This window comes from Buttiauxella massiliensis, from assembly GCF_902500225.1.
GTDB classification, from domain to species: Bacteria; Pseudomonadota; Gammaproteobacteria; order Enterobacterales; family Enterobacteriaceae; genus Buttiauxella; species Buttiauxella massiliensis.
In genome coordinates this window covers 15,259-27,385 of record NZ_LR722670.1, presented here as the reverse complement: position 1 = coordinate 27,385, position 12,127 = coordinate 15,259, and the positions used below count along the sequence as shown (strand labels likewise).

Here is a 12,127-nt window from a genome sequence, read left to right as displayed (position 1 = left end):
TTTTTTGATACCCGAAGGTATCTGAGATATCAATCCTGCGAGTGCCCACACAGATTGTCTGATAAATTGTTAAAGAGCAGTGAGTTGCGCGCTTTCGCTTGCTAACTCGAGGTGGCGTATATTACGCTTTCCTCTTTCAGAGTCAACCCTTAATTTCAGGATATTTGACTCTCATCGCCGCGTTACTCTGTGATGTTGTTCACATGTTCCGTGTCGATGGAGGCGCATTATAGGGAGTTATCCGGAGGCTGCAACCCTAAATATGCGTTAATTTGACTGACTGCTGCAATCCCCAGCAAAACCCCGCCTTATACGCAGTTACACACAAAGTTATCCACATTCGTGATGAAGTCCTAAATTTTGCGAGCGTGACGCAAACGTTTTCGCTACAATGCACCCGCAATAAATGGACGCCCCGTTTTGGGGCGTTAGCTGAGTTTTAGGGAAAATAACTAAAATTCAGCTAACGCTCTTCTATATGCGAACCAAAGCTAAGGGATCAAACCATGCAACAACGTCGTCCTGTACGCCGCGCTCTGCTCAGTGTTTCTGACAAAGCCGGTATCGTCGAATTCGCCCAGGCGCTCTCCCAACGTGGCGTGGAGCTGCTGTCCACTGGCGGAACCGCTCATCTACTGGCTAAAGCTGGCCTGCCGGTAACCGAAGTCTCTGACTACACCGGTTTTCCGGAGATGATGGATGGACGCGTCAAAACCCTGCATCCAAAAGTTCACGGCGGCATTCTGGGTCGTCGCGGCCAGGATGATGCGATCATGGAACAACACGCTATCTCCCCAATCGATATGGTTGTCGTCAACCTCTATCCGTTTGCCCAGACTGTTGCCCGCGAAGGCTGCTCTTTAGAAGATGCGGTAGAGAATATCGATATCGGCGGCCCAACCATGGTGCGCTCCGCGGCGAAGAACCATAAAGACGTGGCAATCGTAGTAAAGAGCGGCGACTACGAAGCGATTATTAGCGAGCTGGATGCTAATGAAGGATCTCTGACGCTCGAGACACGTTTCGATTTGGCTATTAAGGCTTTCGAACACACCGCCGCTTACGACAGCATGATCGCCAACTACTTCGGTAGCATGGTTCCTGCCTACCATGGCGAAAGCAAAGATCCTTCCGGCCGCTTCCCTCGCACGCTAAACCTGAACTTCATTAAGAAACAGGATATGCGTTACGGTGAAAACAGCCACCAGCAAGCAGCCTTCTATATAGAAGAAGAAATTAAAGAAGCCTCCGTTGCCACCGCAACTCAGGTTCAGGGCAAAGCGCTCTCTTATAACAACATTGCTGATACCGATGCCGCGCTGGAATGTGTGAAAGAGTTTAGCGAACCTGCCTGCGTTATCGTGAAGCATGCCAACCCATGCGGTGTGGCTGTCAGCGATTCCTTATTAGATGCCTACGACCGCGCCTATAAAACTGACCCAACTTCTGCATTCGGCGGCATCATCGCGTTCAACCGTGAACTGGATGCCGAAACCGCGCAGGCGATTATCTCCCGCCAGTTCGTCGAAGTGATTATCGCGCCATCAGCCAGCGACGAAGCGCTGAAGATCACAGCGGCTAAGCAAAACGTTCGCGTTCTGACTTGCGGCCAGTGGCAGCAGCGTATTCCGGGTCTGGATTTCAAACGCGTTAACGGCGGAGTGTTAGTACAGGATCGCGATCTGGGTATGGTGACAGCCGCAGACCTGCGTGTAGTCAGCAAGCGCCAACCAACAGAGCAAGAACTGCGTGATGCATTGTTCTGCTGGAAGGTAGCGAAGTTTGTTAAGTCGAACGCGATTGTGTATGCCCGCGAGAATATGACTATTGGTATAGGTGCCGGTCAGATGAGCCGTGTTTACTCCGCCAAAATTGCCGGTATCAAAGCTGCCGATGAAGGCCTGGAAGTAAAAGGCTCCGCAATGGCATCCGATGCCTTCTTCCCGTTCCGTGACGGTATTGATGCCGCAGCGGCAGTTGGCGTGAGCTGTGTTATCCAGCCTGGTGGTTCCATCCGCGACGAAGAAGTGATCGCTGCCGCTGACGAACATGGGATCGCAATGATCTTTACCGACATGCGCCACTTCCGCCATTAATCCCGGAGCGTCTATAAATGAAAGTATTAGTAATAGGTAATGGCGGGCGTGAACACGCGCTGGCCTGGAAAGCATCACAATCACCATTAGTTCGTACGGTATTTGTTGCTCCAGGCAATGCGGGCACGGCTCTGGAACCTGCTTTGCAGAACGTGGCGATTAGCCCGACGGATACTGCTGCCCTGCTGAGCTTTGCGCAGAATGAAAAAATCGACCTGACGATTGTTGGCCCGGAAGCGCCGCTGGTGATTGGCGTGGTTGATGCCTTCCGTGCGGCTGGCCTGAAAATCTTTGGCCCAACTCAGGGGGCTGCACAGTTAGAAGGTTCCAAAGCCTTTACCAAGGATTTCCTGGCTCGCCATAAAATCCCGACGGCTGAATATCAGAACTTCACCGAAGTGGAGCCTGCACTGGCTTACGTCCGTGAAAAAGGCGCACCGATTGTGATTAAAGCCGACGGTCTGGCAGCGGGCAAAGGCGTAATCGTAGCGATGACGCTCGCTGAAGCCGAAGCCGCCGTTAACGATATGCTGGCGGGTAACGCATTTGGCGACGCCGGGCACCGTATCGTGGTGGAAGAATTCCTTGATGGTGAAGAAGCCAGTTTCATTGTGATGGTTGACGGTAAGAATGTGCTGCCGATGGCCACCAGCCAGGATCATAAACGGGTTGGCGATGGTGATACCGGCCCGAATACTGGCGGCATGGGTGCGTACTCCCCGGCTCCGGTCGTGACTGATGAAGTCCACCAGCGTGCTATGGACCTGGTTATCTGGCCAACCGTGCGCGGTATGGCGGCTGAAGGGAATACCTACACCGGTTTCCTTTATGCAGGGCTGATGATCGACAAACAAGGTAACCCGAAGGTTATCGAGTTTAACTGCCGCTTTGGCGACCCTGAAACCCAGCCAATCATGCTGCGCCTGCAATCAGATCTGGTTGAGCTGTGCCTCGCTGCGTGTGATGGCAAGCTGGACGTGACGACATCTAAGTGGGATGAGCGCCCATCTCTGGGTGTGGTGATGGCGGCTGGCGGCTACCCTGCTGATTACCGTAACGGTGATGTAATTCATGGTTTGCCACTTGAAGAAGTCGCAGACGGCAAGGTGTTCCACGCCGGAACGAAATTGCGTGAAGACGATATGGTTGTGACTAACGGTGGGCGCGTTCTGTGTGTGACCGCCTTAGGCGACACTGTCGCACAAGCGCAGCAGCGTGCTTATGAGCTTATGAAGGATATCCATTGGGATGGCAGTTTCAGCCGTTCAGATATTGGCTATCGTGCTATTGAGCGTGAAAACGCGAAGTAAGACTCGAAACTCGATGTGATATTACAGACCGCCCTCGTGGCGGTTTTTCTATTTAGAACGTAGCAGGCTTAGGCTGCCAGCTACAGAAATCCTGATTCGCTACTAATAACAGCTGAGAACCTTCCGGCGCTTCAAGCCAGGCAATACTGACGTCCATTGATGAATGACGCTGCCGATTCGCAATATGATTAAGCGATACGCCGTCGAGTTTAGGCTCGATGGTTTCGCCTTCGCAGGTTGTCACGGTGCCATTGCTGTGCCAGCGGCCCTGTCGCAACACAACACGCCCAATGCGCAATGCTTCGCTGGTCGCTTTAGTCTGACTCGCCTGATACTGATACAAGGCGATTTGGTCGTTAGAAAGCTGCTGCTTTTGACCATTCACTTCACGCTGCATGAAACTCAGCTCACCGTGATCGTCAAAACGTACTTTTACATGCTCTGGAGGTTGGCTCTGAATCGTCATCTCAATTGAGACAAGTTGCTCGCCCTGCCAACGATAATCATTGCTAGACGTCACGCCCTTCTGCAACGGGCTAAACACCGCAAGCATATGGATACTGCCATCGTCGCTATTGTCTTTACGCCAGATGCGCACCACACCTTGATCGGCAATATAACCGCTCGCGGTAAATGGTGGGATAGGAGGTTGGCTGCTGCATGCCATTAGCAGCACTGTGCCTGCCAGCACGCCCAAAGGACGGCAGACAAACAAAAGGGGCGTAAACGCCCCTCTGCTAAAACTGTTCACTGACACTATTAGCTCTTAACAGCGTCTTTCAGTGCTTTGCCTGAAACAAATGCCGGCACGTTAGCTGCGGCGATTTTGATTTCATTACCAGTCTGTGGGTTGCGGCCAGTGCGCTCAGCACGGTGGTTTACCTTGAAGGTACCGAAACCAACCAGTTGGACAGCATCACCTTCTTTCAGAGACTCAGTAATTGCAGCCAGGGTGGATTCCAGAGCAGCTTTAGCCTGTACTTTAGACAGATCAGCCTTGTCAGCAATTACATCAATCAGTTGAGTCTTGTTCATAAGTTATCCTTACAATGTGTTTATCGCTTGCTAAGCATCGAGTGCGACGGAAATGCCAAAAAAGCACTCTCCTGCATACACGCACCGATAGCCACTTTTTTTCGCCCCACAAATGTAGACCAGACGGGGGGCTAATTGGAAGCCTTCAGGGGTGACAATTCGGACTGTAAGTCACGTTTTGCTGTCTTACTGCTGCAAATTTATACCAATATTGCTGCTACCCGCTTCACGCAAGTCCGCGCGGAGCCCTTTGATCAGCTCAACGTCGCGCTCTTCGCAGTCAGCCAACAGTCGGAAAATCTCCCATTGGATGTCCCATTCTTCTTCTACAGCCGGGTTTGCTCTGAGCTCTTCGTCGGTCATTTCACGACCAGCCTGAGTCATTTCGAGCATCGCAACCGTCGTAATGGATGCCTTGCTGACTTCAATCGCATGCTCCAGAGTTTCCCCGGAAAGACGTGAATGAATAAGTTCGCTTAACGCGACGCAAGCATCAATCGCCGGGTAGACACCGTAAATATCATAGTCGTCGGCAGACGGAATGCCTTCTTCGAGTTTCTCGAGTTGGCTGTCAAAGTTTACTTTCGCATCTTTGACCGTCAAGGTTTCCCAAATCAAGTCGAGAATACGGCGATACAACTGAGGATCACCAAATTCAGTCTGCTGGCAGAACATGGCGTAATTCGGATACATACGTTCGCATAAAGAAGCCATGAAAGTGACATGTTGCCAACTTTCCAGTTTCTCCAGGCGCAGATGGATTGGGTTTTGTAACATAGCGATGTCTCAAAGACGGAATATTAGCGGCAGTTTACCTTAATCACCCCTGAATTGCTTGCCAGCGCGTGAAAGCCGGGCGACCCGATGCCACAGCATCTGCCCAGCGAGTGGGTTCAGGTAAGCGGTAACCCAACAGACAGCGATTCACCCATAGCAAGGCCGTATCAAGGCTTACACGGTGACCAGTGGAGACAAACAACGGATTGCAGCGCTTTTTACTGCGTAACACCCACGCAAGTGCTTCACCTTTGTCGCTCAGCAACTTGCATGAACCAGGTTCTTCAGATAACGGTTCAAACTTCCCACACAGACGTTTCTTGGCAACGCCAATCGTCGGTACATCCACCAGCAGGCCAAAATGGGCGGCTACGCCCAAACGCCGTGGGTGCGAAATACCATGACCATCAACTAAAAGCAGATCTGGTTTTTGCGACAGCATTTCCCACGCCGCAAGCAGTGCAGGATATTCGCGAAACGAGAGGAAACCGGGGATATAAGGCATTGAGGTGGCGACACGCGCCACCTGATATTCAACCAGTTCAAGGGAAGGATATTGCAATAACACAATGGCGGCTCGTGTAACCTCACCGCCCTGCTCAAAGCCAACGTCAGCCCCGGCGATTAACCGGGGAGGATCCTGCTCAAGACGATCCTCACGGATCACCTGTGAAGCAAGTTCGATCTGCTGTGCGCGCAAGATTGCAAGATCCATCACTGATCCTTACTCGTGATACGGCTTCGACAAACGGTGCACCGCTTCAACAAATGCACCCGCATGTTCTGGCGGCACATCCTGATGAATGCCGTGGCCAAGGTTAAAGACGTGGCCTTCGCCTTTGCCAAAACCGGCCAAAATGCTGGCAACTTCTTCTTCGATACGCGCAGGTTGCGCATAAAGCATGGACGGGTCCATATTGCCCTGCAACGCCACTTTATGGCCGACGCGACGGCGCGCGTCAGCAATGTCGGTTGTCCAGTCTAAGCCCAGCGCGTCACAGCCCGTTTCAGCCATCGCTTCCAGCCACTGACCGCCGCCTTTGGTGAACATCGTCACTGGCACACGGCGACCTTCGTTTTCACGCAGCAGGCCATCAATGATTTTGTGCATGTAATAGAGCGAGAACTGCTGATAATCACGCCCGGTCAGCACGCCGCCCCAGGTATCGAAAATCATCACCGATTGCGCGCCCGCTTTGATTTGCGCATTCAGATACAGCGTGACGCTTTGCGCCAGCTTATCGAGCAGAAGATGCAGCGCTTGCGGGTCGGCATACATCATCTTTTTGATCACGGTAAAGGCTTTGCTGCTGCCGCCTTCAACCATATAAGTCGCCAGCGTCCACGGGCTGCCGGTGAAACCAATCAGCGGCACTTCGCCTTTTAACTCACGGCGAATAGTACGCACCGCGTTCATCACATAACCCAGTTCGTCTTCTGGATCAGGAATCGGCAGCTTTTCGACATCAGCACGGCTGGTAATCGGCGAGCGAAAACGCGGGCCTTCGCCTGCTTCAAAATAGAGGCCAAGCCCCATCGCATCGGGTACGGTGAGAATATCGGAGAAGAGGATCGCCGCATCCAGCGGGTAGCGACGCAGCGGCTGCAAAGTCACTTCGCAAGCCAATTCAGCATTTTTGCACAGCGACATAAAATCGCCAGCCTGCGCACGTGTCGCTTTGTATTCTGGCAAGTAACGACCTGCCTGCCTCATCATCCATACTGGCGTGGTATCTACAGGCTGGCGTTGCAGCGCCCGCAGGTAACGATCGTTCTTCAGTTCAGTCATTTTTAATTTCCTTTGGCTGTATCACGCCAGTTTATCATTCATAGTCGGCGCGACACAGGGCGACGGTATCTTCGATCAAACGTCGTGCGACGGTGCCTGGCGGTGGCAATAGCGGCAGTTGATCATAGCGATACCAGCCCGCATCAATTAACTCTTTCGGGTCGATTTTAATCTCACCGCTGTGATATTCCGCCATAAATGCGGTCATCAGCGATTGCGGGAACGGCCAGGGTTGCGAGGTGACGTAACGTAAATTTTTCACGCGGATGCTGCTTTCTTCCATCACTTCACGGGCCACGGCTTGTTCGAGGGTTTCCCCGACTTCGACGAACCCCGCCAGCACGGTATAAATCCCGCCGCGATGGCGCGTGTGTTGGGCGAGCAGAATATGATCGTCGCGGCGAATCGCCACAATGATGCACGGTGAAATTTGTGGGTAGTAGCGTTCCCGGCAATGGGAGCACAGCATCGCCCATTCCGTCTTACTGACATGCATCTCGTGGCCGCAATAACCGCAGAATTTGTGCGAACGGTAAAACTCAGCCAGTTGTACGCCACGGCCCGCCAGTTGGAACAAACCTACATCCTGATCCATCACCTGGCGTACCGAGCCCATATCCGTACGTCGATTTTGTCGCACCAGCCAGACCGGCTCATTTTCCCACTCGCCGATGTGCATCCCACTCGCGCCATCTAACTGAAATTCTTGCGCCGCTCCGTGAGGTAGCTCACCTTCCGGCAGCCACAATTTTTGTTCATGACTGACGATAAACCAGCCCTGATCTAACTTTTGAATTACACGTTCCATAACCTGGTGCACATCCCCGAGTTCGCTGGTATAAACAATTAGTCGTAACACTTTTGGGTACGTTTGCGTCACATTCATTCACGGAGTCAATCATGCTTAACCAGTTAGAAAACCTGACTGAGCGCGTTGGTGGTAGTAATGAGTTAATCGACCAATGGCTTCATGCCCGCAAACATCTGTTGGTAGCTTATTACAATATGGTTGGGATTAAGCCTAACAAGGAATCCCATACTGCGCTCGATGAAAAGGCTCTGGATAATTTTTGCCATAGCCTGGTGGATTATCTTTCTTCCGGCCACTTCAATATTTATGAACGTATTATCAGCGAAATGGAAGGTAGCAGCCCGCTTTTAGCGGCAACTCATCTGTATCCGCAGCTTGAGGCCAACACCCAGCACATTATGGATTTCTACGACTCGCATCTCGAAAGTGCCATCGATGATGATAACTATGCTGAGTTCCAGAACGCCTTGTCCGGCATCGGCGAAGCGCTGGAATCGCGTTTTTCGCTGGAAGATAAACTTATTCAGCTCGCATACGACCACGATTTAAATGACAGCGTGAACGATACCGGCAGCCTTGCTCGTCCGGCTTGAGTTCTTCACTGTTAACGCGTAATTTACCTATCGACTCGTAGCAATACGGGTTTCTTCTTGTCGGAGTGCCGAGTGTCTTATTAAGTTAAGCACCGGCTGAGACCGTTAATTCGGGATCCGCGGAACCTGATCAGGCTAATACCTGCGAAGGGAACAAGAGTAATTCTGCTTTTGGGTTCACCCGTACGCGGGCGCCCCACATTCATTACTCCTCCGTTGTTCTGACAAGCCACTTCCTGATAATCACTGGAATGAGCTATGTCTACTACTGAAAAAAAACCAAACCGTCGCGAACAGCGTGCTGCCGCTCAGCATTTTATTAATACGCTGAAAGGCACGGCTTTCCCCAACTCGCAGCGTATTTATCTCGCGGGTTCCCGTGAAGATATCCGCGTCCCGATGCGCGAAATCCAACTTAGCCCAACCGCCATTGGCGGCAACAAAGAAACGCCGAACGATGCGATCCCGGTTTATGACACGTCCGGGCCGTATGGCGACCCGGAAATCAGCATCGACGTGTTGCGTGGCCTTGCGCCGTTACGCGCAAACTGGATTACCGAACGCAATGACTGCGAAACGCTGGGCGACCGCAGTTCTGCTTACACCAAAGAACGCCTGGCCGATGATGGACTAGACGAATTACGCTTCGAAACACAACTTACGCCGAAACGCGCCCAGGTCGGGAAAACCGTCACGCAACTGCACTACGCGCGCAAAGGGATTGTGACACCAGAAATGGAGTTTATCGCCATCCGCGAAAACATGGGCCGCGAGCGCATCCGCGATGAAGTGTTGCGCCACCAGCATCCGGGCCAGGGTTTCGGCGCTCGTCTGCCGGAAAATATCACGCCGGAATTTGTGCGCGATGAAGTGGCTGCCGGGCGAGCCATCATCCCCGCCAACATCAATCACCCCGAATCCGAGCCGATGATTATCGGGCGTAATTTCCTGGTCAAAGTGAACGCCAATATCGGCAACTCGGCGGTCACCTCCTCCATTGAAGAAGAAGTGGAAAAACTGGTCTGGTCAACGCGCTGGGGCGCAGACACCGTGATGGATCTTTCTACCGGCCGCTATATCCACGAAACCCGCGAATGGATTTTGCGTAATAGCCCTGTGCCAATCGGCACCGTGCCAATCTACCAGGCACTAGAAAAAGTAAACGGCATCGCCGAAGACCTGACCTGGGAAATGTTCCGCGACACGCTGCTGGAGCAGGCCGAACAGGGCGTGGATTACTTCACCATTCATGCCGGTGTGCTACTGCGTTATGTGCCGATGACCGCCAAACGCCTGACGGGAATCGTCTCGCGCGGCGGTTCGATTATGGCGAAATGGTGCCTGTCGCATCATCAGGAAAACTTCCTGTATCAACACTTCCGCGAAATCTGCGAAATCTGTGCGGCTTACGACGTTTCGCTCTCTTTAGGCGACGGCTTACGCCCGGGTTCCATTCAGGATGCCAACGACGAAGCGCAATTCTCCGAGTTACACACGCTGGGCGAGCTGACGAAAATCGCCTGGGAATATGACGTGCAGGTGATGATTGAAGGTCCAGGTCATGTGCCGATGCAGATGATCCGCCGCAATATGACTGAAGAATTAGAGCATTGCCACGAAGCGCCATTTTATACCCTCGGCCCGCTCACCACAGACATTGCACCGGGTTACGACCATTTCACCTCGGGAATTGGCGCGGCGATGATCGGCTGGTTTGGCTGCGCCATGCTCTGTTACGTCACGCCAAAAGAGCACCTCGGCCTGCCGAATAAAGAAGATGTGAAACAGGGGCTGATTACCTACAAGATTGCGGCACATGCCGCAGATTTGGCAAAAGGCCATCCGGGTGCGCAAATCCGCGATAACGCGATGTCGAAAGCACGCTTTGAATTCCGCTGGGAAGACCAGTTTAACCTGGCTCTCGACCCCTTCACCGCTCGCGCTTATCACGATGAAACGCTGCCGCAGGAATCCGGCAAAGTCGCGCATTTCTGCTCCATGTGCGGGCCAAAATTCTGCTCGATGAAAATCTCCCAGGAAGTGCGTGATTTCGCCGCCAAACAAGCGATCGAAGTCGGTCTGGAAGATATGTCGCAAACCTTCCGGGCGAAAGGCGGCGAAATTTATCTACGTCAGGAGGAAGTGTAATGAACACACCTGCATTTCCTGCCGTGCCACAGCGGCTGGGGTTGTACCCGGTGGTCGATAATGTTGAATGGATTGAACGCCTGCTGGGAGCAGGCGTGCGCACCATTCAATTACGCATTAAAGACAAACACGACGAGGACGTTGAAGCGGATATTGTTGCGGCCATCAAACTGAGCCAGCGCCACGAAGCGCGTTTGTTTATTAACGACTACTGGCGGCTGGCGATAAAGCACCGCGCTTACGGCGTGCATCTCGGCCAGGAAGATATGGATGTGGCGAATCTGGACGCTATTCGCGATGCCGGTTTGCGACTGGGACTTTCGACGCACGACAATATGGAAATGGATCGCGCCCTGGTTGCACGCCCTTCTTATATTGCCCTGGGGCATGTTTTCCCGACCAATACCAAGCAGATGCCTTCGGCCCCGCAAGGGCTTACACAGCTTGCAGCGCATATAAAAACGCTGGGCGATTACCCAACAGTAGCCATTGGTGGAATCAGCATTGACCGAGTTCCTGCGGTGCTGGCAACCGGCGTGGGCAGTGTTGCTGTGGTGAGCGCAATCACTCAGGCCACCGACTGGCGGGCGGCTACCACGCAGCTCCTTGAACTAGTGGGAGCTGGCGATGAATGACACCGATTTCATGCGCTACAGCCGCCAGATGTTGCTCGAAGACATCGCGCTCGAAGGGCAACAAAAGCTCCTCGCCAGCAAAGTGCTCATCGTCGGACTTGGCGGTCTGGGCTCCCCGGCAGCGCTGTATCTGGCGGCGGCGGGCGTCGGCACGCTGGTTCTGGCGGATGAAGACAACGTGCATATCAGCAATCTACAGCGCCAGATTTTGTTTACCTCTGACGACCTCAAACAGCCGAAATCGCAAGTCGCACAACGCCATCTTCAACGGCTTAATCCTGAGATTGCGTTGCAGGTTATCGGCCAGCGGCTGGCTGGGGAATCATTAAATCAGGCGGTCAAAGATGCCGATCTGGTACTGGATTGCAGCGATAACATGGCGACACGCCAGGCCATAAACGCCGCTTGTGTTTTACATAGCAAACCGCTGATTTCTGCCAGCGCTGTGGGGTTTGGTGGGCAGTTGATGGTGTTGACACCGCCGTGGGAAAACGGCTGTTACCGCTGCGTGTGGCCTGATGAACACGAGCCGGAACGCAACTGCCGTACTGCGGGCGTTATTGGCCCGGTGGTCGGCGTGATGGGAACGTTGCAGGCGCTGGAAGCAATAAAACTCCTCAGCGGTATGGTTCCGGCGGCTGGTTCTTTGCGCCTGTTCGATGCCCGCCAACATAGCTGGCGCACGCTTGCTATGCAGAAAGCGGCAGGATGCCCGGTTTGTGGAGGGCAAAATGCACATCCACTTTAACGATGAATCGATGCAGTGCGCGGAAAACCTGACGCTGGAAACCCTGCTGGAACAGATGCGTTTACTCAAGCCAGGTGTTGCGCTTGCCATCAACCAGACGATTGTTCCGCGCGAACAATGGGAAACTCATTTGCTGCACGATGGCGACCAAATCCTGCTTTTTCAGGCCATTGCCGGGGGTTAAC

General features: G+C 53.1%; 13 protein-coding genes and 1 riboswitch. Of the genes, 7 read left to right on the top strand and 6 right to left on the bottom strand.

What is annotated here, in order from left to right:
• Positions 1-506: 506 nt before the first annotated feature.
• Both purH and purD read left to right on the top strand, forming a co-directional pair.
• Positions 507-2,096: a bifunctional phosphoribosylaminoimidazolecarboxamide formyltransferase/IMP cyclohydrolase gene (gene purH, locus GC128_RS21915; protein WP_151996076.1), complete on the top strand. Its 1,590-nt coding sequence runs from the start codon at positions 507-509 to the stop codon at positions 2,094-2,096.
• Positions 2,097-2,113: 17 nt separating this feature from the next.
• On the top strand, positions 2,114-3,406 hold the full coding sequence (gene purD, locus GC128_RS21910; RefSeq protein WP_151996075.1) for a phosphoribosylamine--glycine ligase: 1,293 nt from the start codon (positions 2,114-2,116) through the stop codon (positions 3,404-3,406).
• 52 nt (positions 3,407-3,458) lie between these two features.
• Here the strand turns inward: purD and GC128_RS21905 are convergent, their stop codons facing one another.
• The 6 genes from GC128_RS21905 to nudC all read right to left on the bottom strand — a co-directional run bounded on the left by GC128_RS21905 (position 3,459) and on the right by nudC (position 7,815).
• Positions 3,459-4,157 carry a DUF1481 domain-containing protein gene (locus tag GC128_RS21905; protein ID WP_151996078.1) on the bottom strand — a complete coding sequence of 233 codons (699 nt, stop codon included), beginning with the start codon at positions 4,155-4,157 and terminating at the stop codon, positions 3,459-3,461.
• An 8-nt stretch (positions 4,158-4,165) separates the two neighbouring features.
• Positions 4,166-4,441 (bottom strand): nucleoid-associated protein HU-alpha, encoded by a 276-nt coding sequence (gene hupA / locus GC128_RS21900; RefSeq protein WP_034492331.1) that lies wholly within the window; start codon positions 4,439-4,441, stop codon positions 4,166-4,168.
• Between the two features lie 186 nt (positions 4,442-4,627).
• Entirely contained in the window at positions 4,628-5,218 is a 591-nt protein-coding gene (locus GC128_RS21895) for a YjaG family protein (RefSeq protein WP_064556026.1), read from the bottom strand.
• A 43-nt stretch (positions 5,219-5,261) separates the two neighbouring features.
• On the bottom strand, positions 5,262-5,933 hold the full coding sequence (gene nfi / locus GC128_RS21890) for a deoxyribonuclease V (protein ID WP_151996074.1): 672 nt from the start codon (positions 5,931-5,933) through the stop codon (positions 5,262-5,264).
• Between the two features lie 9 nt (positions 5,934-5,942).
• The gene (gene hemE, locus GC128_RS21885; RefSeq protein WP_151996073.1) at positions 5,943-7,007 is read right to left on the bottom strand and encodes a uroporphyrinogen decarboxylase; all 1,065 of its coding nucleotides are present in this window, start codon (positions 7,005-7,007) and stop codon (positions 5,943-5,945) included.
• Positions 7,008-7,041: 34 nt separating this feature from the next.
• Positions 7,042-7,815, bottom strand: a complete 774-nt coding sequence (nudC, locus tag GC128_RS21880; protein ID WP_151996077.1) for an NAD(+) diphosphatase — start codon at positions 7,813-7,815, stop codon at positions 7,042-7,044.
• 92 nt (positions 7,816-7,907) lie between these two features.
• Here nudC and rsd point away from each other — a divergent pair, with 92 nt between their 5' ends.
• From rsd to thiS, 5 genes are all read left to right on the top strand, one after another.
• Entirely contained in the window at positions 7,908-8,411 is a 504-nt protein-coding gene (rsd, locus tag GC128_RS21875; protein WP_151996072.1) for a sigma D regulator, read from the top strand.
• Between the two features lie 51 nt (positions 8,412-8,462).
• Positions 8,463-8,581: riboswitch (TPP riboswitch) on the top strand.
• Positions 8,582-8,669: 88 nt separating this feature from the next.
• The gene (gene thiC, locus GC128_RS21870; RefSeq protein ID WP_151996071.1) at positions 8,670-10,559 is read left to right on the top strand and encodes a phosphomethylpyrimidine synthase ThiC; all 1,890 of its coding nucleotides are present in this window, start codon (positions 8,670-8,672) and stop codon (positions 10,557-10,559) included.
• On the top strand, positions 10,559-11,194 hold the full coding sequence (gene thiE / locus GC128_RS21865) for a thiamine phosphate synthase (protein ID WP_151996070.1): 636 nt from the start codon (positions 10,559-10,561) through the stop codon (positions 11,192-11,194). Before thiC ends, thiE begins: the two co-directional genes overlap by 1 nt.
• A complete protein-coding gene (locus tag GC128_RS21860; protein WP_151996069.1) occupies positions 11,187-11,942 on the top strand; it encodes a HesA/MoeB/ThiF family protein in 756 nt (251 codons plus the stop codon). The genes thiE and GC128_RS21860 overlap by 8 nt, the downstream gene beginning before the upstream one ends.
• Complete coding sequence (thiS, locus tag GC128_RS21855) at positions 11,926-12,126, top strand: sulfur carrier protein ThiS (RefSeq protein WP_151996068.1); 201 nt, start codon at positions 11,926-11,928, stop codon at positions 12,124-12,126. Before GC128_RS21860 ends, thiS begins: the two co-directional genes overlap by 17 nt.
• Position 12,127 lies beyond the last annotated feature (1 nt).

Bases quoted from the DNA above. Each gene is read 5' to 3' on its own strand.
- rsd (WP_151996072.1), top strand. From the start codon at position 7,908: ATGCTTAACCAGTTAGAAAACCTGACTGAGCGCGTTGGTGGTAGTAAT.
- hupA (WP_034492331.1), bottom strand. From the start codon at position 4,441: ATGAACAAGACTCAACTGATTGATGTAATTGCTGACAAGGCTGATCTG.
- thiS (WP_151996068.1), top strand. From the start codon at position 11,926: ATGCACATCCACTTTAACGATGAATCGATGCAGTGCGCGGAAAACCTG.
- thiE (WP_151996070.1), top strand. From the start codon at position 10,559: ATGAACACACCTGCATTTCCTGCCGTGCCACAGCGGCTGGGGTTGTAC.
- purH (WP_151996076.1), top strand. From the start codon at position 507: ATGCAACAACGTCGTCCTGTACGCCGCGCTCTGCTCAGTGTTTCTGAC.
- GC128_RS21895 (WP_064556026.1), bottom strand. From the start codon at position 5,218: ATGTTACAAAACCCAATCCATCTGCGCCTGGAGAAACTGGAAAGTTGG.
- nudC (WP_151996077.1), bottom strand. From the start codon at position 7,815: ATGGAACGTGTAATTCAAAAGTTAGATCAGGGCTGGTTTATCGTCAGT.
- purD (WP_151996075.1), top strand. From the start codon at position 2,114: ATGAAAGTATTAGTAATAGGTAATGGCGGGCGTGAACACGCGCTGGCC.
- thiC (WP_151996071.1), top strand. From the start codon at position 8,670: ATGTCTACTACTGAAAAAAAACCAAACCGTCGCGAACAGCGTGCTGCC.
- GC128_RS21860 (WP_151996069.1), top strand. From the start codon at position 11,187: ATGAATGACACCGATTTCATGCGCTACAGCCGCCAGATGTTGCTCGAA.
- nfi (WP_151996074.1), bottom strand. From the start codon at position 5,933: ATGGATCTTGCAATCTTGCGCGCACAGCAGATCGAACTTGCTTCACAG.
- hemE (WP_151996073.1), bottom strand. From the start codon at position 7,007: ATGACTGAACTGAAGAACGATCGTTACCTGCGGGCGCTGCAACGCCAG.